The organism is Phenylobacterium sp., assembly GCF_004297125.1.
Taxonomy (GTDB): Bacteria; Pseudomonadota; Alphaproteobacteria; order Caulobacterales; family Caulobacteraceae; genus Phenylobacterium.
Genome location: NZ_SCVD01000019.1, coordinates 359,904 through 381,412 on the forward strand (window position 1 = coordinate 359,904; position 21,509 = coordinate 381,412).

A 21,509-nucleotide genomic window follows, 5' to 3' on the forward strand; every position below is an offset into this window, starting at 1 on the left:
CTCGCCATCAGGACCGCCGACCCGGTCGCGATCGTGACAGCGACCTATCTGCCGGGCCGGGGCGCGCACCACCTCGGTCGAGGCTGGGCCCGCCTCAGGCCCGATAGGCCCGATAGGGGGGCCGGCTGCATGTTCGTCGCGACAAGCCGCACGGGCCTGATGGAGACGAAGACATGCGACACATCCTTGGAGTCATGGCGATCGCCCTGGCCCTCACGGCAGGCCGCGGCGCGAATGCCGAACCGAGCCGGGCGGACACGAAGCCGACGATCGTCCTCGTGCACGGCGCCTTCGCGGACGCCTCCAGCTGGACCGGCGTGATCACCCGGCTGAGGCGCGACGGGTTCGAGGTGGTCGCGGCCGCCAATCCGCTGCGGGGCGTGGCCAGCGACGCGGCCTCGGTCTCGTCCGTGGTGAAGTCGATCCCTGGCCCGGTGCTGCTGGTGGGGCATTCCTACGGCGGGCCGGTCATCACCTCTGCGGCGAATGGCGCCGCCAATGTGAAGGCGCTGGTCTATGTCGCGGGCTTCCTGCCCGATACCGGCGAATCCAGCCTGTCGCTCTCCGCCAAGTTCCCTGGCAGCACGCTCGGCGACAGCCTGACCACGATCACCCTGCCCGACGGGGACGAAGATCTCTACATCCGTCGCGACAAGTTCCGGGGGCAGTTCGCCGCCGATGTGTCGCCGACGCAGGCGGCGGCGATGGCGGCGACCCAACGCCCCGTCACGCTGTCCGCCCTGGGCGAGCCGTCAGGCCCCGCGGCCTGGAAACGCCTGCCGTCCTACGTGATCTACGGAACCGGCGACCGCAATGTCCCCGCCGCCGTCATGGCCTTCATGGCCGAGCGCGCCCAGGCCCGGAAGACCGTGGCGCTCACCGGCGCCTCGCATGCGCTGATGGTCTCTCATCCCGACCAGGTGGCCGCCTTCATCGAAGACGCCGCCCGGGCGCCCTGAGGTTTCGTCCATCGTCGGACATGCGCCGCCGAGCCGTCGGCGCCCGAGGAGAACACTGTGAAGATCGTGGTCATCGGCGGCAGCGGCCGCATCGGCAGGAAGCTGGTCTTCAACCTGCGCCAGGACGACTACCGCGTGCTGGAGGCGTCCCCGAGTTTCGGCGTCGACGCGATCAGCGGCTTCGGCCTCGACGAAGCGCTGGACGGCGCCGAGGTGATGGTCGACGTGTCCAATTCACCAACACTGGAGGGCGACGCGGCCCTGCGGTTCTTCGAGACCTCGGGACTGCGGCTGACAGCGGCGGCGCGCGCCGCCGGTGTTCGACACCACGTCGGATTGTCGATCGTTGGGACCGACCGCCTGCAGACGAGCGGCTATTTTCGGGCCAAGAAGCGCCAGGAGGACCTGATCAAGGCCTCGGGCCTGCCGTTCAGCATCCTGCGCTCGACACAGTTCTTCGAGTTCATCGCGGGGGTCGTCCAAGACGGGGCGAGGGCCGAGGTGGCGATATCCCCGGCGTGCGTCCAGCCCATCTCGGCCCTGGATGTCGCTGACGCCCTGGCCGACTTGGCGACGGGGGCGCCGCTGAACGACACCGTCGAAGTCGCCGGACCCGAACGCTTCCGGCTCACCGACCTCGCGGCCGAGGTGCTGACCGCCTATGAGGATGTCCGTCGCGTCGTGCCCGATCCTGGCGCCAGCTACTTCGGTGCGATCATCGAGGAGGCATCGCTGCTGCCGGGCCGGAACGCCCGTATCGCGCCGCTGCGCTTCGACGACTGGCTGCGGTCTTCGTTGCAGCCCACTACTCCGGCCTCCCCCTGAGGGTCAGCCGGCGGTGAGCCGTACGGGGGTTCCCGTGCGAAGCGAGGTGGCGGCGGCTTCCGCCAGCGCGAGCGCCGCCACGCCGTCGGCGTAGCCGATTTCGGGTGACACCCTGCCGTCCAGGATGTCGGCGAAATGGGCCATCTCGGCGCGGTAGGCCTGGGCATAGCGGTCCAGGAAGAAATTCTGGAAGCGGTCGGCCTGCGAGCCAGCCTCGGTCCAGACCTGGACCGTGCTCTCCGTGACGTTGTCGGCCCGGATCATGCCGCCCGCCCCATAGGCCTCGACGCGCTGATCGTAGCCGAAGCCGGAACGACGGCTGTTGGCGATGACGCACAGCTTGCCCGACGTCGTCTTCAGCACCGTACGCGCGGTGTCGATGTCACCGGCTTCGCCGATGTCGGGATCCACCAGGCAACTGCCCCACGCGAACACCTCGACAGGCTCCTCGCCCAGGATCCAGCGGGCCATGTCGAAGTCGTGGATCGCCATATCCTTGAAAAGGCCGCCGGAGACCTTCACGTAGCTGACGGGGGGCGGCGACGGATCGTTCGAGGTGATCTGCAGGCTCTCCAGCCCGCCGACCCGCCCGGCGTCGAGCCCCGCCTTCAGCGCCCGGAAGTTGGGGTCGAAGCGGCGGTTGAAGCCGAGGAACAGGCGCGCGCCCCCCAGCCTGTCGGCGGCCGCGCGCGCCCGGGCGAGGTCCATGTCGATCGGCTTCTCGCAGAACACAGCCTTGCCGGCGGCGTGGGCGCGGACGCAGTAGTCCAGATGGGTGTCGGTGGAGCTGGCCACGATCACGCCGGCCACGGACGGGTCCGCGAGAACGGCCTCAAGGTCGGCGATCTGGCCACCCATCTCGCGCGCGACCGCTTCGGCGTTCCCGGCCAAGGGGTCGACGATGTGGCTGAGCGACAGTCTGGGATGGGCGACCACATTGGCGCCGTGGATGCGGCCGATGCGGCCTGCGCCGATCAGGGCGATCTTATGCATGGAGACTCCGTTGCCGCCCGTTCTATGGAACAAGATTTCCGCTCACAAGGGGAATGGAACGGGTCTCGCGCGGGCCGTTTGGCGATCTGTTGCGGAACAGATATTCTAGATCAAGAAAATCCGCTCCGAGGGGCCATGTCCGAAACGCAGTCCGCACCCGCCACCGCCGACGAACTGCGGGCCGCGATCCTGGAGCGCTATGACGGGCTGTCGAAACGCCTGCAGCAGATCGGCCGCTACGTCCTGGACGAGCCTAACGAACTGGCGCTGGAGACCTTGGCGGTCATCGCGGAGCGCAGCGGCGTCCAACCCTCGGCCATCGTGCGTTTCGCCAAGAGCTTCGGCTTCGACGGCGCCAGCCAGATGCAGCGGCTGTTCCGGGACGGCCTGCTCTCGGGCCATGCGGCGCTGGGCTACAGCGAGCGGGTTCGGAGTTTCACGCGCGCCGTCGACGGCAGCGCCGCGTCGGGCGGCGCCAAGCTGCTCGCGGAGTTCGTCGAGGGCAACGCCATGGCCCTGCAAAACCTGCCGCAGACGGTCAGCGACGCGGACCTGACCGCGGCCGTGCGTCTGCTCGAGGCCGCGGAGATCGTCTATGTCGTGGGCTTCCGGCGCGCCTTCCCGATCTCGTCCTATCTCGCCTATTCGCTGCAACAGGCGGGCAAGCGAACCCTGTTCGTGGATGGTGTCGGGGGCCTGGCCCGCCGGCAGGTGCAGAGCCTGACGCCAAGGGACCTGCTGATCGCCGTGAGCTATCATCCCTACGCCGAGGAGACGGTGCATGCCGTCGAGACGGCCGTGGCCGGCGGGGCGCCTGTGCTCTCCATCAGCGACAGCCTGGTCAGCCCGATCGCCAAGCCCGCGACCGTTACGCTGCAGGTTCGTGAATCGGAAATCCGAGCCTTCCGGTCGCTCTCGGCCTCAATGTGCCTGGCCCAGGCGCTGGTGATCGCCTTCGCCTTCGAGACGTCGCGCAAGGAGGAGGCCAGGTCGAAGCGTCGCAAGCGCTGAAACGTCCGTTCCGCGGATGAAATGAACGTTGCAGCCTTAGATCTGGCAGAATACATATTCCATGACGCGTGGCGCTGGACGCGGCAGGGGGACGTTGCACCAGATGGCCGAGGACGAAAAGGCGATCGACCTACTCGCCATCGGCCGGTCCAGCGTCGACCTCTACGGCGAGCAGGTCGGCGGGCGGCTGGAGGACATGGGCTCCTTCGCCAAGTATGTCGGCGGCAGCCCCACCAACACGGCCATCGGCGGTTCACGCCTGGGCCTGCAGACCGCGCTCCTGACGCGGGTGGGCGCCGACCACATGGGGCGGTTCATCCGCGAGCAACTGGTCCGCGAGGGCGTGGACGTCGCCGGCGTCGTCTCCGACCCCGACCGGCTTACAGCCCTGGTGATCCTGGGGATCCGCGACCGCGAGACTTTTCCGCTGATCTTCTATCGGGAGAACTGCGCCGACATGACGATCTCGCCGGACGACGTGGACGAGGCGCAGGTGCGCGGGGCGCGGGGGGTGCTGATCAACGGGACCCATCTCTCCCAGGTCGGGGTTTTCGAGGCGTCGATGAAGGCCGCCAAGCTGGCGCGAGCCTCCGGCGGCAAGGTCGTCTTCGACGTGGACTACCGGCCCGTCCTCTGGGGCCTGACGGCGCGCGACATGGGCGAGGATCGTTTCGTCGCCCACGACGCCGTCACCGAGATCCTGCAGCAGGTGCTGCCGGTCTGCGACCTGATCGTCGGGACCGAGGAGGAGATGCACATCCTCGGCGGCTCCACGGACACCATCGCGGCGCTGCGGGCCGTGCGCGAGCGCACCAGCGCCCTGCTGGTCTGCAAACGTGGGCCGAAGGGCTGTTCGGCGTTTCCGAGCGCTATTCCAGACCGTCTCGAGGCGGGCGTGGTCGGCCCTGGTTTCGAGGTCGAGGTGTTCAACGTCCTGGGCGCCGGCGACGCGTTCATGAGCGGGTTCCTGCGCGGTTGGCTGCGCGACCTGCCGCTGGAGCGGTGCTGCGAGATCGCCAACGCCGCCGGGGCCATCGTGGTCTCGCGCCACGGCTGCGCGCCGGCCATGCCCACCTGGACCGAGATGGAAGCCTTCCTTAGCCGTCGAGACCGCCCGTTCCGCCTGCGCGAGGACGCCGAATTGGAGCACATCCACTGGGCCACCACGCGGACCGGCGTCTACGAGGAGCTGGCGGTGCTGGCCGTGGACCATCGGGTTCAGCTCGAGGAACTGGCGGTCGAGGTCGGCGCCGACGTCGCCCGGGTCCCGGCCTTCAAGCGCCTGGCGCTGGAGGCCCTGCATCAGGTGGCCGGCGGCGATCTGCGCTTCGGCATTCTGCTGGATAGTCGCTTCGGGTTCGACGCCCTGGCCGCCGCAGCCGACCATCCCTACTGGATCGGACGCTGCATCGAGACGCCGCGCTCCCGGCCTGTGGAGTTCGAGTGCTCGGCCGACGTGGCGACCGAGCTGGCGACCTGGCCGCTGAACCATGTGGTCAAGGTTCTGGTCTTCTACCATCCGGACGATGAGCCCGTGTTGCGCGAGCGCCAGGAGCGTCAGGTGCTTCGCCTGTTCGACGCCTGCCGCAAGACCCGCCACGAACTGCTGCTGGAGATCATCGCGCCGCCGGAGAGCGCGGTGGACGCCACCACCATCGCGCGCGCGATCGAGCGGTTCTACGATCTGGGCGTAAAGCCCGACTGGTGGAAGCTGGAGCCTATGGACGACCCGGCGGCATGGCGGAACATCGAGGCGATGATCGCCGCGCGCGACCCGTTCTGCCGGGGCGTGGTGCTGCTGGGCCTGTCGCAGCCTACGGAGACCCTGTTGGCGGCCTTCGAGGCCACGGCGCGCGTGCCGGTGGTGAAGGGCTTCGCGGTGGGGCGGACCATCTTCCACGAGCCGGCCCGCGCCTGGCTGTCGGGGGCGATCGATGACGCCACGGCCGTGCGCCGGCTGGCCGAGACGCTGAGCTATCTGGTGGAGGCCTGGCGCCGGGCCCGGGCCGGCGTAGGACAGGCGGCATGAGCACGCTCCGCCTCACGGCCGCCCAGGCGACGGTGCGCTGGCTGACCCGCCAGTTCGTCGAGGTCGATGGCGTCGAGATTCCGTTCTTCGCCGGGGTCTGGGCGATCTTCGGCCACGGGAATGTGGCGGGCCTGGGCGAGGCGTTGGAAGGCCTGCGGGATACGCTCCCGACCTGGCGGGCGCACAACGAGCAAGGCATGGCTCATGCCGCCGTCGCCTACGCCAAGCAGATGCGCCGCCGGCGCGCCATGGTCTGCACCACCTCGATCGGCCCCGGCGCCACCAATATGGTGACCGCCGCGGCCCTGGCGCACGTGAACCGCCTGCCTGTGCTGTTCCTGCCCGCTGACGTCTACGCGAGCCGCCGGCCCGATCCCGTCCTGCAGCAGGTCGAGGACTTCGGGGACGGTACGGTTAGCGCGAACGATTGCTTCCGGCCGGTGTCGCGCTACTTCGACCGGATCGCCCGGCCGGAGCAGATCCTGTCGGCCCTTCCGCGCGCCATGGCGGTGATGACCGACCCGGCCGATTGCGGCCCGGCGACGCTGGCCTTCTGCCAGGACGTGCAGGCCGAGGCGTTCGACTATCCCAAGGCCTTCTTCGACCGCCGTCTCTGGCGCATCCGGCGGCCTCCGCCGGACAGGCGCGAACTGGACGATCTGGTCGCCGGCCTGAATGGTGCGACGAAGCCGTTGATCGTGGCCGGTGGCGGCGTGCTGTACGCCGGGGCCGAGGGCCGCCTGGCGCGGCTGTCCCAGACGCTGGGCGTGCCGGTGGCCGAGACCCAGGGCGGCAAGGGCGCGCTGGCCTGGGACCACCCGATGAACCTCGGCAGCATCGGCGTCACCGGTTCCAGCGCCGCCAACGCCGCGGCGGCCGAGGCGGACCTGGTGATCGGGGTCGGGACGCGCTTGCAGGATTTCACCAGCGGGTCGCGGGCGCTCTTCGCCAACCCCGGCCGCAGGCTGGTCCAGATCAACGTCGCCGCCTTCGACGCCCACAAGCACGGGGCCGACACGGTGGTCGGCGACGCGGACGTCGTGCTCGAGGCGCTTGAGGCGCGGCTGAACGGATGGCGCGCGCCGCACGCGTGGCGGACCCACGTGTCGGCCGCCGTGAGGGTCTGGACCGTCGCCGCCGATGCGGTGACCGCCGCCCCCGCCGGAAACGCACCGCCATCCGACGCCCAGGTGATCGGCGCGGTACAGCGCGCCACCGGCCCCGACTCGGTGCTGGTCTGCGCCGCCGGCGGCCTCCCGGGCGAGCTGCACAAGCTGTGGCGGACATCCCAGCCCGGTGGCTACCACGTGGAGTACGGCTTCTCCTGCATGGGCTACGAGATCGCCGGAGGCCTGGGCGCGAAGATGGCCGCGCCGGACCGCGACGTTCAGGTCATGGTCGGCGACGGCAGCTATCTGATGCTGAACTCGGAGATCGCCACCTCGGTGATGCTGGGCCGCAAGCTGACCATCACCGTGCTCGACAACCGCGGCTTCGGCTGCATCAACCGGCTGCAGCGGGGGACCGGCGGGGCGCCCTTCAACAACCTGCTGGCTGACACCAACCACGAGACCATGCCCGAGATCGATTTCGCCGCCCATGCGGCGAGCCTCGGCGCGCGCTCGGAGAAGGTGGCGGGGATCGACGAGCTGGAGGCGGCGCTCGGCCGCGCGCGGGCCAGCGAGCGCACCTACGTCATCGTCATCGAAACCGACCCCGCGATCTCGACCGAGGCCGGCGGCGCCTGGTGGGACGTGGCCGTGCCCGAGGTGTCGAGCCGTCCGCAGGTGCGCGCCGCCCGCGCCGCCTACGAAGCCGCCGTCAAAGACCAGCGTATCGGAGACTGAGCATGTCTATTCGTTTCGGCGTCAGTCCGATCGCCTGGGTGAACGACGACATGCCCGAACTCGGCGCCGGCACGGCTTTGGAGACCATCGTGGCCGACGCGCGCGACATCGGCTTCGCGGGTATCGAGCTCGGCGGCGTTTTTCCCCGCGACGCGGCGACCCTGAAGCCGCTGTTGGACGGCTACGGGCTGGACCTGGTGGGTGGCTGGTTCAGCGGGAATCTGCTCGTCCATGACGCGAAGGCCGAGATCGCGGCCGCGCAGGACCATCTGAACCTGCTCAAGGCGATGGGATCGACGGTGTTCGTCCACGCCGAGACCAGCAACGCCATCCATGGCGAGAAGGCCATTCCCCTCAGCAGGACCCCGCGCCTGGACGAGGCTGGCTGGAAGCTGTTCGGCGAGCGGCTGACCCAGTTCGCGGACTACGTCGCGGGCCAGGGGCTGCGCTTCGCCTACCACCACCATCTCGGAACCGTGGTGGAGCGGCCGGAAGACCTTCACGCGTTCCTCAAGGCGACGGGCGAGGTGGTCGGCCTGACGCTGGACACGGGCCACGCGGCGCTGGGCGGGATCGACCCCGTGGCGGCGATCAAGGCGCATCCGAAGCGGATCGCCCACGTTCACTGCAAGGACATCCGCGCCCAGGTGTTCGCCGGGATCCAGGCCCAGGGCCGGAGCTTCCTGGACGGGGTGCTGGCCGGGATGTTCACCGTGCCCGGCGACGGGGGCCTGGACTACGCGGCGGTCATGCGGGCCCTGGCCGAGATCAGCTATTCCGGATGGATCGTGGTGGAGGCCGAGCAGGATCCGGCGATCGCCGACCCGCGCCAGTACGGCGAACTGGGCTTGCGCACGCTGGAGCGCGAGGCCGCCGCCGCCGGACTGAGAAGGGCCGCCTGATGCCCGACCTCCGCGTCCGTCCGCACGCCCCCGACGCCTCCGGCCAGATCCTGGAGGTCAGCCCCGCCAGCGCCGGATGGGAGCACGTCGGCTTCGCGGTCCACAAGCTGGCGGACGGCCAGACCGCGCGCGGCGAGATCGCGGGGCGCGAGACCTGCCTGGTCGTCCTGGCCGGGACAGCCGACATCGAAGCGGGCGGCGAACGCTACGCCGGCGTCGGCGGCCGCGCTTCGGTCTTCGAGGACAAGGCGCCGGCCGCCGCCTACGCGCCCGCCGGAACGCCCTGGTCGGTGACCGCGCGAGGGCCGGTCGAGCTCGCCGTCTGCACGGCCCCCGGCACGGGCGCCGGCAAGCCGCGGTTGATCGATCCCGCGCGCATGAGCCGCGAGGTGCGCGGCAAGGACACCAACACCCGCTATGTCCGCAACATCCTGCCGGAAACGGAAGCCGCCGAGAGCCTGCTGGTGGTCGAGGTGATCACGCCGGGCGGACACTGGTCCAGCTATCCGCCGCACAAGCACGACACGGCCACGCCGGCCGAAGAGACCCAACTCGAGGAGACCTACTATCACCGCCTGGACCCGCCCCAAGGCTTCGCGATCCAGCGCGTCTACACCGACGACCGCAGCCTGGACGAAACGATCTCCGTGGAGGACGGCGATGTCGTGCTGGTGCCGCGGGGCTACCATCCGGTCGGCGCGCCACATGGCTACGACCTCTATTATCTCAACGTCATGGCCGGTCCGAAGCGGCAGTGGATCTTCCGGAACGACCCTGCCCATGACTGGATCGCGAAGAAGGCCTGACTCTTCGCCAGCGGCGAGACGAGGGCGGAAGTGGAAGAATTCTTCCAGAAGTCTAATGGGTGGAATAACGTGACCACGCCAGGGCGACGTCAGTTCGCCCGGCCAGGGGAGTCAGTGAAGTTCGTGGAAAGTCGTGTCGCTTCAAGGCCGCCGCTTTCGCGCCGGATGGCCACGCCGGAGACCGGCGCCCTGGCCGGCGCGGTGCTGGTGTATCTGTTCTTCTTCGCCGTGGCGCCGCCGTTCCGCGACCTCTCGTCCCTCTCGACCGTGCTCTACGTCAGCTCGATCTACGGCATTCCCGCGCTGGCGGTGGCGATGCTGATGATCGGCGGCGAGTTCGACCTGTCGTCGGGGGTGGCGGTGGTCAGCTCTGCCCTGCTGGCCTCGATGGTCAGCTACGAGCTCACCGCCAACGTCTGGGTCGGGGTCGCCTTGTCGCTGGTCGCCGCCCTCGGCATGGGGGCGCTCAACGGCTACCTGGTGATCCGGACGGGCATCCCGAGCTTCCTGGTGACGCTGGGCAGCTTCTTCATGCTGGGCGGCTTGAACCTCGCGGGCACGCGGCTCGTCACGGGCAGTGTCGCAACCCCCTCGATCTCGGACATGGACGGCTTCGCCTCGGCCCAGGCGATCTTCGCGTCGAACCTGGACCTGGGCGGGGTCAGCCTGCGGATCACGGTGCTGTGGTGGCTGCTGTTCGCGGCGCTGGCGACCTGGGCGCTGCGGCGGGCGCCGTTCGGCAACTGGATCTTCGCGGTGGGCGGCGCGCCGCTCAGCGCGCGCGCCGTGGGCGTGCCGGTCCGACGGGTCAAGATCGGCCTGTTCATGACCGTCGGCTTCGCCGCCTGGTTCGTCGGGATGCACCAGCTCTTCGCGTTCGACACGGTGCAGTCGGGCGAGGGCGTGGGGAAGGAATTCTACTACATCATCGCCGCGGTGGTCGGCGGCTGCCTGCTTACCGGTGGCCAGGGGTCGGCCGTCGGCGCGGTCCTGGGCGCGCTGATCTTCGGCATGACCACCCAGGGGATCGTCTACGCCGGCTGGAACCCCGACTGGTTCAAGTTCTTCGTCGGCGCGCTGCTGCTGGGCGTGATCCTCCTGAACGCCGGCGTTCGCCGCTGGCAGGAGGCCCGGGCATGAGCGCGCCGCTGCTGCGCCTGACCGGCGTAGGGAAGACCTACGGCGCCGTGCGCGCCCTGGCCGAAGTCGACCTCGAGGTCGCCGCGGGGGAGATCACGTGCGTCCTGGGCGACAACGGCGCGGGCAAGTCCACGCTTATCAAGATCATCGCCGGCGTGCATGAGAGCGACGAAGGCCAGGTCGAACTCGGTGGCGAAGCCGTGCGGCTGCGCTCGCCCCGCCTGGCGATCGAATGCGGCGTCGCCACGGTCTACCAGGACTTGGCGATCGCCCCGCTGATGCCCGTGTGGGCGAACTTCTTCCTGGGGCGGGAGCTGCTCAAGGGCCGCGGGCCATTCCAGCGGATGGACATCGCGCGCATGCGGGAGATCGCCCGCAGCGAACTGGCCGCGATGGGCATCGACGGCGTTGACGTCGAGCGGCCGATCGGCGGGCTGTCCGGCGGCCAACGCCAGTGCGTGGCCATCGCGCGGGCCATCCACTTCGGCGCCAAGGTGCTGATCCTCGACGAGCCCACCGCCGCCCTGGGCGTCAAGCAGGCGGGCGTGGTGCTGCGCTACGTCCTGGCAGCCCGCGCCCGCGGCCTGGGCGTGGTGTTCATCACCCACAATCCGCATCATGCGTACTCGGTCGGCGACCGGTTCCTGCTGCTGCAGCGCGGGCGGAGCCAGGGCTGCTTCCTGAAGTCGGAGATCACCCTCGAGGACCTGACCCGACGGATGGCGGGCGGCATCGAGCTGGACGAGCTCGCCCATGAACTTGAGAACCGCGGCGCGCCCGCCGCACGCATCGCCGGAGCTTGAGCGACATGGATCGATCGAGGCGTAGCAGTGTCCTGGCGCTCGCCGCTGCCCTGGCCCTGGCGAGCTGCTCGGCCAAGGGCGGCAAGGGCGGCGCGGACGGCGCCGGCCAGGCCGGGCCGGGGATGATGGTGGCGATGATCACCCACCAGGCCCCCGGGGACACCTTCTGGGACATCGTGCGCAAGGGCGCGGAAGCGGCGGCGGCCAAGGACAAGGTCACCCTGCGCTACGCCAACGATCCCGACGGCGGCGCGCAGGCGACGCTGGTCCAGAACGCCATCGACAGCCGCGTCGACGCCATCGCCGTGACCCTGGCCAAGCCCGCCGCCCTGGCGCCTGTCCTGCGCAAGGCGCGGGAGGCCGGTATCCCGGTGGTGGTGCTGAACGCCGGCATCGATCAGTGGAAGGACACCGGGGCGCTGAGCTTCTTCGGGACCGACGATGGCGTGGCGGGGGAGGGCGCCGGCAGGCGCGCGGCGGCCGACGGCGTGAAGCACCTGTTGTGCGTTTCCCACGAGCAGGGGCAAGTGCAGCAGGAAGCCCGGTGCGACGGCCTCCGGCGCGGCTTCGCGCCCGGGCGGTTCGACAAGCTCTACGTCATCGGAACGGACATGCCGTCCGTTCGCTCCACGGTCGCCGCCAAACTGCGCCAGGATCCGTCGATCGACCTGGTGGTGACGTTGGGCGCGCCCTACGGGCTCACCGCCATCGAGGCGGCGAGGGAGGCGGGCAGCCGCGCCAAGATCGCGACCTTCGACAGCAATCCCCAGGTCCCCGCCGCGATCCGCTCCGGCGCCCTGCAATGGGCCCTCGACCAGCAGCCCTACCTGCAGGGCTACCTCGCCGTGGACGCCCTCTGGCTCCAGAAGACCAACGGCCACGTCATCGGCGGCGGGGCGCCCGTGCTCACGGGCCCGTATTTCATTGACCGCTCGAACGTCGACCGGATCGAGGCGTTTGCGAAGGCCGGCATACGCTGACGGCCGCCGCCAGCCGCGGGCGGCGATGGCGATGATCTCGACCTTGTAGTCGGGCGTGGCGGCCAGCCAGATCGTGGCGCTCAGCAGCTTGGACTTGTCGCTTCCGGCGCGGGCCAGGAGAATTTCGATCGAGGCCAGTACTGCGGTGGCGCCAGCAGGCCCGCGGAGTAGCTCCGCCGCGCCAACCCGGCCTGTCGATCGATCAGGGCGCCCTCATAGCCGGCCTTGGCGAGGTAATAGGCCGAGGTGACGCCGACGACCCCTCCGCCGAGAACGGCAACCTTCATCAACGGGTCTCCAAGGGGGCTCGCACCGGGGCGTCAGGCGCCGTCCACCATCTGGTGCAGGAACTGCAGTTTGGCGACCGGTTCCAGTGGACCCGAGGCTTTCACCACCTTGAAGGCGTCGTCCGCCGCGGTGAGGGCGAAGTCGATGTCGGACTCGGTCATGGCGGCGCAGATGAACATGTTGTGCCAGGGGTGGAAGTAGACCCCGCGCTTCAGCAGGGCGTTGTTCCACAGGTAGCCCTTGGCCGAGGTGTCGTCGTCATCGAACATGATGAGCGGCAGCTGGGCCGGACCCGTCTGGCGCAGGCCGAAGCCGTGGCGAGCGGCCGCTTCATCAAGCCCCGCCCGCAGGCGCTCGCCCAGGGCGATGGTGCGTTCCAGATAGTCGGTCCCCGCAATAAGCTTGAGGGTCGCCAGCGAAGCGGCCATCGGCGCGGCTGAGAACCAGTATGATCCCGTCGCATAGATGGTCGCCGCGGCCATGCGGGCGGCGTCCGAGCCGAGCAGGGCCGAGATCGGGTGCCCGTTGGCGATGGCCTTGCCCCAGCTTGACAGGTCCGGCTTCACCCCCACCAGGGCCCAGCTGCAGTCGCGGGCCAGGCGGAAGCCGGCGCGCACGTCGTCGACGATCAGCAGGGCGCCGTGCTCGTCGCACAGTTCGCGGGCCCGGCGGGCGTAGGCGGGATCGGGGAGTTCCTGGTCCACGAAGGTGTCGTGCTTGATCGGCGAGGCGAAGATCGCCGCCAGGTCGCCGCCGGCCTCGCGAACCGCCGCTTCCAGGCTTTCGACGTCGTTGTATTCGTAGAAGATCTGGTTGGCGCGATCGGCCTTGGTGACCCCGTTCTTCAGCGGCGTGCACCAGGGCGCGGCCCCGTGATAGGCGCCCTTGGCCAGGACGACCGTGCTTTTCTTGGTGTGGTTGCGGGCGATCATCAGCGCCATGGTGGTGGCGTCGGTGCCGTTCTTGCAGAACATCGCCCAGTCGGCGTGAGTGACCTGGGCGGTCAGGGCCTCGGCCAGTTCGACCATCGCCTCGCCGGGGCCGGTCATGGTGTCGCCTCGCCGCGCGCGGTCGAAATAGGCCTGGTCGATTCCGGCGTGGCCGTAGCCGAACAGGTTCGGCCCGTAGCCGCACATGAAGTCGAGATACCGGTTGCCGTCCACGTCCCACAGGTAGGCGCCCTCGGCGCGGTCGAAGAACTGCGGATAGTCGTCGGGCAGCAGCATGACCGACTGGTGGCCGTACATCCCCATGGGGATCACCGCTTGCGCGCGCTCGCGCAGGGCGCTGTCCTTGCTGTTCGTCCAAACCATGTCGGTCCTCTAAGATAGTTTTGACTATCATATGCGCGCGGGCCTACTAATCAAGGACGTCAGGGGAGGCGATCGGCGATGAAGACCGGACTGTTGACCATCGGGCTCACGACCCTGGACATCGTGGCCAGTCCTATCGACGCCTTGCCGAAGGGCGAGGGCACGACCCTGATCCGCGGGATCGCCTGCGCGCCGGCCGGGACGGCTGGCGGTGCGGCGATGGTGGCGGCCAGGCTGGGCGTCCCGGTGAAACTGGCCTCCGCCCTGGGTAGCGACCTGACCGGCCGCTTCGTCCGCATGGCCCTGGAAGAGGCCGGCGTCGACACCTCCCTGCTGCCGGTGCTGGACGGCATGCCGACCTCCACGACGGTGCTGGCGGTGGATTCCCAGGGCCGCCGGCCGAACTTCCACGCCCTGGGCGCCGGGATGCTGGCGATGGCCGGCGAGGACGTGGTCGCCGCAGCGAAGCTGACCCGCTTCCTGCACTATGGAGGGGTCGGCGGGCCGAAACTGGACGGTGGCCCCGGTGCTGGTCTGTTGCGGGCGGCCCACGAAGCCGGCGCGGTGGTGACCTGCGACCTGATCTCGCCGCAGGCGTCGGCCCTGGAGGAGCTCAAGCGCCTGCTGCCCTTCGTCGACTACTTCATGCCGAGCGCGGCCGAGGCCCTGGCGCTGACCGGATCGGAAGACCTGGACGCCGCCGCCGACGCCTTCCTCGCCCTGGGGGCCAAGGCCTGCATCATCAAGAACGGGGGCAAGGGTTCCTATGCGGTCCTACCGGAGGGACGTTACAGGCTGCCGGCTCACGTGATCACGCCTGTGGACACCACCAGCTGTGGCGACTCCTATTGCGCGGGCTTCATCGCGGCGCTGTCGCGGGGCCGGGCGACGCTGGACGCCTGCCGCTTCGCCACCGCCACCGCCGCCCTGGTGGCCCAGGGCCTGGCCACGCTGGGCAAACTGGATAGCTTCGAGGCGACAGAGGCGGCCATGCGCGCCATGCCCCTGGCGGAGGCGGCCTGATGGCTCATCCCATGACGGAAGACCAGCTTCGCGACCGCATGGCCCAGGTGATGAAGGCCATGGACGCCCGCGGCCTGAACCGGGGCACCTCCGGCAACGTCTCGGCCCGCTGCGGCGAGGCGATGCTGGTGACCCCCAGCGGCGTTCCCCCCGAACGCCTCACCGGCGAGCAGATGGTGCTGGTCCAGCCGGACGGATCGACGCCCGAGGGCGGGCTCAGGCCCTCCAGCGAGTGGCGCATGCACCAGCAGATCCTGAACCGGCGGGCCGACGCCAACGCGGTCGTCCACTGCCATTCGCGCCACGCCACCATCCTGGCCTGCGCCGGACGCGAGATTCCCTCCGTGCACTACATGGTGGCGGTCGGCGGCGGCTCCAGCGTGCCGGTCGCGCCCTATGCGACGTTCGGATCGGTCGAGCTGGCCGAGGCGGTGGTGGATACGCTGGACGGCCGGGCCGCCGCCCTGATGGCCAATCACGGACAGATCGTCGTGGCCCGGAGCCTGGATGCGGCCCTGGCCATCGCCGAGGAGATCGAGGAGCAGGCCGCCGTCTACTGGGGGACGCTCGCCATCGGCGGCCCCAAGCTGTTGAGCGAGGACGAGATGTACCTGATCCTGCAGCGCTTCCGCAGCTACGGCCAGAAGGCGTGAGCGGCGCACCGCCCGCGGCCCTCGGCCGCCGTGACGCGACGATCGCGCTGGGGGTCGGCGTCACCGCCCTCCTGATCGCCGGCCTGCAGCCCGTCATCCTTGGCGGCCTGGAACGGGAAGGGCGGCTGACCTCTTCGCAGATCGGCCTGGCGGCCACGGTCGAGCTGCTGGCCCTGGGCCTGGCCTGCGGCCTGGCAGCGGCGTTCCTGAAGCCCGATCGCGTCCGGCTGAAGATGACCGCAGTGTGCCTGGCGCACGCGGCGGCCATGTTCGCGACGGCCTGGACCAGCGGCGTCGGCGTCATCGTCATGCGCGGGCTGGCTGGGATCTGCGCGGGGCTGATGCTGTGGATGGCGATCAGCATGATCACGCGCGCCGCGCGGCCGGAGCGCGCCTCCGGCGTCTTCGTCACAGTGCAGACCCTGGCCCAGCTGGTCCTCGCCGCCGCCTTGCCCGCCACGGTGGTTCCCCAGTTCGGGATCAACGGCGCCCTGGCGGTCCTGGGGGGCATCTCCGTGCTGACGGCCGTCGCCGCGGCCCTGGGCCCCGACCGGTTCACGCCCCTGCCGAAGCCGGAAAGAGGTCACGCGAGACTGGGGCTCAGGCCGTTGGCCGGCCTGCTCGCGGCGTTCCTCTTCCTGGCCTTCATCGTGGCGCTTTGGGTCTACCTGGAGCCGCTGGCCGCGCTCTCGGGTCTGACACCGCAGCAGGCCGGGCTCGCGGTGGCCGTGGCGCTCGGGATGCAGGTGCTGGGCGGCGCGGCGGCCACGGCCGTCGGCCGGCGCTGGCGGCCCGCGATTGTGCTCGTGGTCGTGGGCGGGATGAACGCGGCCATCCTCGCGGTGCTCTGGAGTGGTCCCGATCCCGCTCTGTTCATGGGCGCGGTGGCGGTCTTCGGCTTCCTCTGGCTGTTCGCATTACCGTTCCAGACCCTGCTGCTGATCCAGGCGGACCCGACGCGGCGCGCGGCCATGCAGCTGGGGACCGCCCAACTTCTGGGGAGCAGCTTTGGACCCCTCGCGGCGTCCATGGTGGTGGGCGACGGCGATGTGAAGCGTGCGATCGCGCTGTCGGCGGTGCTGCTGATGGCCGCCGTCGGCCTGATCAGCCTTTTGGCAGCGTCCGGCCGGAGCCCCGTTCCGCGAGCTGGTGATAGTACAGGCTGACCATCCAGCTCACTTCCTCGGCCACCATGGCGTCGTCCAGGTCCGGATCCTCCAGGATCATCTCGACCGCCGCATAGGTCATCTGCTCGGACAGCCGCATGGCCGTGCGCAGGTGTTCGTCGCTGACGTTCGGGTAGGCGTCGCGGAGGGCGGTGAACATCCGGTCCAGCACCTTGTTGCGCGACGCGGTCCTCACCTCCTGCAGAACCGGAACGGCGCGGATGGCCCGCAGGATCCAGAGGCCGCCGGGATGGCTTCGGGTGATGGCGATCACCTGCTTCTGCAGGCGCAGGTTCTTCTCGACCGCCTCTTCCAGGCTGCCGGCGGTCGCGCCGCCCTCGTCCATCCAGGCGAACACCGCCTCGTCCTGGGCGTCCATGAGGCGGCGGGCCAGCTCCGAGATCAGGGCGTACTTGTTCGGGAAGTAGCGGTAGAGCGCCGGCGGTGTGAGGCCGGCGCGCTCGCAGACCAGGTTGGTCGTCAGGCGTTCGAAACCCACCTCGGCCAGCAGTTCACCCGCCGTGGCGAGGACGACCTCATAGGTGTTCTTGCCGCGGGCGCGCGTCGGCAGGGACTTGGCGTCGAGGGATGGGGTCGTGACCGTGGCGACCGAGGCCGCATCGCGTTTCGCCATGAGAGTTCCTGGCCGCCGGTCGTCTCGACGGTGAGCCATCTATACCAGCGGGGGAGCACGGCGGAAACGAGTGCGGGGCAAGGGACCCTGGCGCCGTGGGGCGCCAGGGCGCTCAGCCTAGTAGTGGTAGCGCAGGAAGACGCCCAGGCTGCGCGGGCGGTTGAGGGTCACGAGGTCCTCGCCCAGGCTGTCGATGTTCGAGATCGAGACGGTGTAGGTCTCGTTGAACAGGTTGCGCGCGAATACGCCGGCCTCGATGGAGCTGTCCGGCGAGCGCCAGCTGGCCTGGGCGCCCGCGATCCAGACTCCGTCCTGGGACAGGCGCGTGGCGTTGGAGTTGTCGAAGTAGATCTTCGACGAATAGGCCGCGTCCGCATTGGCCACCAGCGAGGCGCCGGAGGCCAGCGGCACGGTGTAGGTCGCCGCCACGTTGAACGTCACCTTCGGCGACTGGGGCAGGCGGTTGTCGCTGTAGTCCTGTCCCTCCGACTGATAGTCGCCATACTTGGCGTCCAGCAGCGACAGGCCGGCGTTGAACTCCAGGTTCCGGGTCGGCCGGGCGGTGATCTCCGCCTCGGCGCCGTAGACCTTGGAGCTGGCGGCGTTGTCGAGCACCAGCACGGTCAGGCCGTTGCGGAGCGCCTGGGCGAAGACCTGCTGGTTCTGGTAGTCGTAGTAGAAGGCCGACAGGTTCAGGCGCACGCGGCGGTCGAACAGCTCGGACTTCAGGCCGACTTCATAGGCGTCCAGGGTCTCGTTGTCGTAGGGCTCGATCTCCTCGGGCGTGGTGGCGATGCCGCCGAAGAAGCCGCCTGACTTATAGCCGCGGTTGTAGGTGGCGTAGACGCTGGCGTCCGGGGTCAGCTCGTAGCGCAGCCCCAGGCGGCCCGACCAGTCCGAGAAGGTCTTGCTCTGCTTGGAGGCCAGGAGGACGATCGAGCCCTCCGCGGTGCTGCGGTAGTCGAAGTCCTTCTCGTCGGCCGACCAGCGCAGGCCGACCGTGGCGACCAGGCGGTCGCTGATCTCGTAGTCGGCCTGGCCGAACACCGCATAGCCCTGGGTCTTCTGGGTGTAGGGGTGGCCGAACACGGCGACGCTGCTGGCGAGGTCGAAGCCCGTCGGATTGGTCGGCGAGACGAAGAGGGGGCGGAGCTCGCGCAGGGTGTCCTGCTGGGTGGCGTCCTTGACCACCTCGTCCATGAAGTAGGCGCCGACCACCCACTTCAGCCGAGCCGTCGCGTCGTTCGACTGCAGCCGAAGTTCCTGGGTGAACTGCTGCTGGCGCGACAGATAGTTGATCTCGATCATCTGCAGCGGGCTGACGTCGGTGTTCTCGAACGCGTTGCGGTGCGCCCACTGCCAGGCCGTCACCGAGACCAGCGAGACCGACCCCAGGTTCCAGGTCGCCTGGAGCGAGGAGCCGAACAGGTCAACCTTGTCCTTGCCCTCCTCGTTGTAGTCGCCGGCGTGCTTGTCGTTGTCGGTGTCGGCGTAGCCGAAGGCGTCGGCGCACTGGCCGCTGCTGTAGAAGCCCGGCGCACAGAAGCCGTCGGGGCCCGTGGCGGCGGCCGTCGCCGGGAACAGGGCGCGGTGCTGCGGCTGGGTCGCGTCGCCGCGGTTCACGAACCGATTGACCTGGGCCAGGACTTCGACGTCGCTGTTGGGGGTGTAGAGCAGGGTGGCCCGGCCGGCCCAGTACTTGGTCGCGTTGACGTCGTGGCCGGTCACGCGGTTGTAGGTGACGCCGTCGTCGGCGACGTATTGGGTGGCCACCCGGAAGGCCAGCTTGTCCTGGATGATCGGGCCGCCGACCGCGGCGGCGGCGTTGATGGCGTTGTAGGTCGCATATTCGACCGAAGCGTCCGCCGTCAGGGTCTGGGTCGGCCGCCGGGTCGTGATGTTGATCGCCCCGCCGTTGGTGTTGCGGCCGTACAGCGTGCCTTGCGGCCCGCGCAGCACCTCGACCTGGGCGAGGTCGAAGAAGCCCGCCATCTGGGCCAGGGGCGAACCGATGTAGACGCCGTCCACATAGACCCCGACGCCGCTGGACGAGTTGGGGTTGAAGTCGCTCAGGCCCACGCCGCGGATGAAGATCTTGGGGTTGGCCGCCGCGTCGCCGCTGCTGACCCGCAGGCCGGGCGCCAGGTTGTTCAGGGCGAGCACGTTGGTCGCGCCCCGGTCGGCGAGGGAGTCGCCGGAAATCGCCGTGACGGCAACCGGCACGTCCTGCAGGTTCTCGGAACGCTTCTGCGCGGTGACGACGATCTCGCCGACCGTCGCGGCGCCTTCGTCCTGAGCGGACGCGGCGCCCGCCGAAAGCGCCAGCGCGGCGCAGCCCATCAACCAGACCGTTTTCATGTCATCCCCGGAGAAGCTTCGATCGCCACTGCGACAGTTGCAATGCGATAGTAAAAACTACCTTAGTGCAACAGGTTCGTCATACTCACCCGGGCCGTCCGCGCGCTTCGCTCGCTTCTGTGGCAATTTCAGCCCACCAGCGGGCGCGTCCGATCCAGGCGCGAAGCGTCAGCTCTTGTCGATAAAGTAATAAAAGCTATCATATCTCGCAAGTGGAGTGAAAGACCCGCATGCTGGCTTGCTACACCGACCGCTTGAGCGTCCGCCCCGCGGAGCGCTTCACGCTTCACGCCAGCGCATCGCACGGCCCCTGCCGGCTGGAGATCGCGCGGATCGGCGCCGAAAGGGTGGTGGTCCTCGCTCGAGACGGCGTGCAGGTCGGTGAGCAACCCGTCCCGTCTCACGCGGACCGCGATGGCTGTGGCTGGCCGGCGACCCTCGAGCTCGAGGTCGGCGAGGCTTGGGCGTCGGGCTACTACGACATCATGCTGACCGACGCCGCCGGCGCCGAGGCCCACCACTTCGTCTGCGTGAAGCCGCCCAAGGGCGCGCCGCAGTCGAGGGCCGCCCTGGTCCTGACGACGAATACCTATCACGCCTACAACTGGTGGGGCGGGGCGAACGCCTACTCCAACGTCACCGGCCTGATGAGCGGCCAAGTTCCCTTCGCTCGTGCGATGGACGAGGCGATCGGCGTGCTCTCGACCGAGAGGCCCTTCGCGCCGCTGATCGTGGCCCCGCCCGCCGACGCTCCGCGGCTGGTCAACGCTCGCAAGCGCGGCTTCAAGGAACGACCCTGGGCCAGCGATCACGCCTGGATGGTCGCCCACAACGCCTCGCCCTACGACGGCTCGGCCGGCTACCTGTACAAGTGGGAGCACGCCTTCGTCGCCTGGGCGGAGGCTCAAGGCTACGTGCTGGACTTCCTCACGGACTACGATCTCGAGGTCGAACCTGATCTGCTGGCCGGGTACGACGCAGCGCTCTTCGTCGGTCACAGCGAGTATTGGTCGGGCGGCGAGCGCGAGCAGGTCGAGCGTTTCGTCGACGCCGGTGGCCGCGTCGGGATCTTCTCCGGCAACACCTGCTTCTGGAAGGTCCGCTGGGAGAACGAGGGCAAGACCCTGGTCTGCCACAAGTGGCGCGGCTTCGAAGCCGAGGACGTACCCGCGGCCCAGGCGACCCACCTGTGGTCGCATCCCGCCTTCGCCAGGCCGGAAGCCGAGCTTACGGGACTGAGCTTCGTCTTCGCCGGCTACCATCGCCTCGGAATGTGCGTCGCCCGCGGGCAGGGCGGGTTCACGATCTACAATGACCGCCACTGGGCGCTTGAAGGCGCAGATCTCTTCTATGGCGACATACTCGGCGGCGACCTGCCGCTGATCGGCTACGAGAGCGACGGCTGCAAGTTCGAGTTCGGCGCGGACGGGCTGCCGGCCGCGACCCCGATGCTGGGCGTGCCGGCCAACCTGGAGATCATCGGCCTCGCGCCCTGCGCTTTCGGCGAGGAGGCCGGCCGCGGCTACAATCCGATCATCCCGCCCGAGAAACTCGATGTGATCGCCCGGATCGTGTTCGGAGACGCCGGCCCCGAGGCCCAGGCGAGCGTCCTGCGGGGCCACGCGGTCCTGGCCAGCTTCAAGCGGGGAGAGGGCGAGGTGTTCAACTCCGGCACGACGGAGTGGGCGCACGGCCTCAAGGCCAAGGACCCATTCGTAGAAACGATCACCCACAATGTCCTTCAGCGCTTCGGCGTAACCCGGCGCGCGCCATAGGCCG

Annotated in this window: 19 protein-coding genes; 14 read left to right on the plus strand and 5 right to left on the minus strand. The window is 69.3% G+C overall.

What is annotated here, in order from left to right; genetic code table 11:
* Positions 1 to 173: 173 nt before the first annotated feature.
* Together EPO51_RS10115 and EPO51_RS10120 are read left to right on the plus strand one after the other, a co-directional pair.
* Positions 174 to 959, plus strand: coding sequence for an alpha/beta fold hydrolase (locus EPO51_RS10115; protein WP_293349544.1), 786 nt, complete (start codon positions 174 to 176; stop codon positions 957 to 959).
* A 57-nt stretch (positions 960 to 1,016) separates the two neighbouring features.
* Positions 1,017 to 1,784 (plus strand): SDR family oxidoreductase, encoded by a 768-nt coding sequence (locus EPO51_RS10120; RefSeq protein ID WP_293349547.1) that lies wholly within the window; start codon positions 1,017 to 1,019, stop codon positions 1,782 to 1,784.
* Between the two features lie 3 nt (positions 1,785 to 1,787).
* Here the strand turns inward: EPO51_RS10120 and iolG are convergent, their stop codons facing one another.
* On the minus strand, positions 1,788 to 2,777 hold the full coding sequence (gene iolG / locus EPO51_RS10125) for an inositol 2-dehydrogenase (protein WP_293349550.1): 990 nt from the start codon (positions 2,775 to 2,777) through the stop codon (positions 1,788 to 1,790).
* Positions 2,778 to 2,912: 135 nt separating this feature from the next.
* Here iolG and EPO51_RS10130 point away from each other — a divergent pair, with 135 nt between their 5' ends.
* From EPO51_RS10130 to EPO51_RS10165, 8 genes are all read left to right on the plus strand, one after another.
* The gene (locus EPO51_RS10130; protein ID WP_293349553.1) at positions 2,913 to 3,788 is read left to right on the plus strand and encodes a MurR/RpiR family transcriptional regulator; all 876 of its coding nucleotides are present in this window, start codon (positions 2,913 to 2,915) and stop codon (positions 3,786 to 3,788) included.
* Between the two features lie 103 nt (positions 3,789 to 3,891).
* Positions 3,892 to 5,817 carry a bifunctional 5-dehydro-2-deoxygluconokinase/5-dehydro-2-deoxyphosphogluconate aldolase gene (locus tag EPO51_RS10135; protein ID WP_293349556.1) on the plus strand — a complete coding sequence of 642 codons (1,926 nt, stop codon included), beginning with the start codon at positions 3,892 to 3,894 and terminating at the stop codon, positions 5,815 to 5,817.
* Positions 5,814 to 7,664, plus strand: a complete 1,851-nt coding sequence (gene iolD / locus EPO51_RS10140; RefSeq protein ID WP_293349559.1) for a 3D-(3,5/4)-trihydroxycyclohexane-1,2-dione acylhydrolase (decyclizing) — start codon at positions 5,814 to 5,816, stop codon at positions 7,662 to 7,664. Before EPO51_RS10135 ends, iolD begins: the two co-directional genes overlap by 4 nt.
* A 2-nt stretch (positions 7,665 to 7,666) precedes the next feature.
* Positions 7,667 to 8,566 (plus strand): myo-inosose-2 dehydratase, encoded by a 900-nt coding sequence (gene iolE / locus EPO51_RS10145; RefSeq protein ID WP_293349562.1) that lies wholly within the window; start codon positions 7,667 to 7,669, stop codon positions 8,564 to 8,566.
* Positions 8,566 to 9,372: a 5-deoxy-glucuronate isomerase gene (gene iolB / locus EPO51_RS10150; protein WP_293349565.1), complete on the plus strand. Its 807-nt coding sequence runs from the start codon at positions 8,566 to 8,568 to the stop codon at positions 9,370 to 9,372. The genes iolE and iolB overlap by 1 nt, the downstream gene beginning before the upstream one ends.
* Positions 9,373 to 9,495: 123 nt before the next feature.
* Positions 9,496 to 10,512, plus strand: coding sequence for an ABC transporter permease (locus EPO51_RS10155; RefSeq protein ID WP_293349568.1), 1,017 nt, complete (start codon positions 9,496 to 9,498; stop codon positions 10,510 to 10,512).
* The gene (locus EPO51_RS10160) at positions 10,509 to 11,315 is read left to right on the plus strand and encodes an ATP-binding cassette domain-containing protein (RefSeq protein WP_293349571.1); all 807 of its coding nucleotides are present in this window, start codon (positions 10,509 to 10,511) and stop codon (positions 11,313 to 11,315) included. Before EPO51_RS10155 ends, EPO51_RS10160 begins: the two co-directional genes overlap by 4 nt.
* Before the next feature lie 5 nt (positions 11,316 to 11,320).
* Positions 11,321 to 12,295 carry a sugar ABC transporter substrate-binding protein gene (locus EPO51_RS10165; protein WP_293349574.1) on the plus strand — a complete coding sequence of 325 codons (975 nt, stop codon included), beginning with the start codon at positions 11,321 to 11,323 and terminating at the stop codon, positions 12,293 to 12,295.
* Positions 12,296 to 12,375: 80 nt separating this feature from the next.
* On the opposite strand, the gene EPO51_RS10170 is transcribed toward EPO51_RS10165, so the two are convergent.
* Together EPO51_RS10170 and EPO51_RS10175 are read right to left on the minus strand one after the other, a co-directional pair.
* Positions 12,376 to 12,582, minus strand: a complete 207-nt coding sequence (locus tag EPO51_RS10170) for an FAD-dependent oxidoreductase (protein WP_293349577.1) — start codon at positions 12,580 to 12,582, stop codon at positions 12,376 to 12,378.
* A 33-nt stretch (positions 12,583 to 12,615) separates the two neighbouring features.
* Positions 12,616 to 13,896 (minus strand): aminotransferase class III-fold pyridoxal phosphate-dependent enzyme, encoded by a 1,281-nt coding sequence (locus EPO51_RS10175; RefSeq protein ID WP_293349580.1) that lies wholly within the window; start codon positions 13,894 to 13,896, stop codon positions 12,616 to 12,618.
* 78 nt (positions 13,897 to 13,974) lie between these two features.
* Here EPO51_RS10175 and EPO51_RS10180 point away from each other — a divergent pair, with 78 nt between their 5' ends.
* Genes EPO51_RS10180 through EPO51_RS10190 form a run of 3 tightly spaced genes read left to right on the plus strand, consistent with a single transcriptional unit; the run spans position 13,975 to position 16,738 of the window.
* Positions 13,975 to 14,919, plus strand: a complete 945-nt coding sequence (locus EPO51_RS10180; protein WP_293349583.1) for a carbohydrate kinase family protein — start codon at positions 13,975 to 13,977, stop codon at positions 14,917 to 14,919.
* The gene (locus tag EPO51_RS10185; protein ID WP_293349586.1) at positions 14,919 to 15,572 is read left to right on the plus strand and encodes a class II aldolase/adducin family protein; all 654 of its coding nucleotides are present in this window, start codon (positions 14,919 to 14,921) and stop codon (positions 15,570 to 15,572) included. Before EPO51_RS10180 ends, EPO51_RS10185 begins: the two co-directional genes overlap by 1 nt.
* Positions 15,569 to 16,738 (plus strand): MFS transporter, encoded by a 1,170-nt coding sequence (locus tag EPO51_RS10190; RefSeq protein WP_293349589.1) that lies wholly within the window; start codon positions 15,569 to 15,571, stop codon positions 16,736 to 16,738. Before EPO51_RS10185 ends, EPO51_RS10190 begins: the two co-directional genes overlap by 4 nt.
* On the opposite strand, the gene EPO51_RS10195 is transcribed toward EPO51_RS10190, so the two are convergent.
* Complete coding sequence (locus EPO51_RS10195) at positions 16,677 to 17,372, minus strand: TetR/AcrR family transcriptional regulator (protein WP_293349592.1); 696 nt, start codon at positions 17,370 to 17,372, stop codon at positions 16,677 to 16,679. The two genes, EPO51_RS10190 and EPO51_RS10195, sit on opposite strands and share 62 nt — an antisense overlap.
* Before the next feature lie 117 nt (positions 17,373 to 17,489).
* Complete coding sequence (locus EPO51_RS10200) at positions 17,490 to 19,730, minus strand: TonB-dependent receptor (RefSeq protein WP_293349595.1); 2,241 nt, start codon at positions 19,728 to 19,730, stop codon at positions 17,490 to 17,492.
* Positions 19,731 to 19,960: 230 nt separating this feature from the next.
* Between EPO51_RS10200 and EPO51_RS10205 the strand changes: the two genes are divergently transcribed.
* Positions 19,961 to 21,505: a N,N-dimethylformamidase beta subunit family domain-containing protein gene (locus EPO51_RS10205; RefSeq protein ID WP_293349598.1), complete on the plus strand. Its 1,545-nt coding sequence runs from the start codon at positions 19,961 to 19,963 to the stop codon at positions 21,503 to 21,505.
* Positions 21,506 to 21,509: the final 4 nt, after the last annotated feature.

What these genes read in the sequence shown, in the direction of transcription:
- EPO51_RS10115 (WP_293349544.1), top strand. Translation starts at nt 174, where the DNA reads ATGCGACACATCCTTGGAGTCATGGCGATCGCCCTGGCCCTCACGGCA.
- iolG (WP_293349550.1), bottom strand. Translation starts at nt 2,777, where the DNA reads ATGCATAAGATCGCCCTGATCGGCGCAGGCCGCATCGGCCGCATCCAC.
- EPO51_RS10130 (WP_293349553.1), top strand. Translation starts at nt 2,913, where the DNA reads ATGTCCGAAACGCAGTCCGCACCCGCCACCGCCGACGAACTGCGGGCC.
- EPO51_RS10135 (WP_293349556.1), top strand. Translation starts at nt 3,892, where the DNA reads ATGGCCGAGGACGAAAAGGCGATCGACCTACTCGCCATCGGCCGGTCC.
- iolD (WP_293349559.1), top strand. Translation starts at nt 5,814, where the DNA reads ATGAGCACGCTCCGCCTCACGGCCGCCCAGGCGACGGTGCGCTGGCTG.
- iolE (WP_293349562.1), top strand. Translation starts at nt 7,667, where the DNA reads ATGTCTATTCGTTTCGGCGTCAGTCCGATCGCCTGGGTGAACGACGAC.
- iolB (WP_293349565.1), top strand. Translation starts at nt 8,566, where the DNA reads ATGCCCGACCTCCGCGTCCGTCCGCACGCCCCCGACGCCTCCGGCCAG.
- EPO51_RS10160 (WP_293349571.1), top strand. Translation starts at nt 10,509, where the DNA reads ATGAGCGCGCCGCTGCTGCGCCTGACCGGCGTAGGGAAGACCTACGGC.
- EPO51_RS10165 (WP_293349574.1), top strand. Translation starts at nt 11,321, where the DNA reads ATGGATCGATCGAGGCGTAGCAGTGTCCTGGCGCTCGCCGCTGCCCTG.
- EPO51_RS10170 (WP_293349577.1), bottom strand. Translation starts at nt 12,582, where the DNA reads ATGAAGGTTGCCGTTCTCGGCGGAGGGGTCGTCGGCGTCACCTCGGCC.
- EPO51_RS10175 (WP_293349580.1), bottom strand. Translation starts at nt 13,896, where the DNA reads ATGGTTTGGACGAACAGCAAGGACAGCGCCCTGCGCGAGCGCGCGCAA.
- EPO51_RS10180 (WP_293349583.1), top strand. Translation starts at nt 13,975, where the DNA reads ATGAAGACCGGACTGTTGACCATCGGGCTCACGACCCTGGACATCGTG.
- EPO51_RS10185 (WP_293349586.1), top strand. Translation starts at nt 14,919, where the DNA reads ATGGCTCATCCCATGACGGAAGACCAGCTTCGCGACCGCATGGCCCAG.
- EPO51_RS10195 (WP_293349592.1), bottom strand. Translation starts at nt 17,372, where the DNA reads ATGGCGAAACGCGATGCGGCCTCGGTCGCCACGGTCACGACCCCATCC.
- EPO51_RS10200 (WP_293349595.1), bottom strand. Translation starts at nt 19,730, where the DNA reads ATGAAAACGGTCTGGTTGATGGGCTGCGCCGCGCTGGCGCTTTCGGCG.
- EPO51_RS10205 (WP_293349598.1), top strand. Translation starts at nt 19,961, where the DNA reads ATGCTGGCTTGCTACACCGACCGCTTGAGCGTCCGCCCCGCGGAGCGC.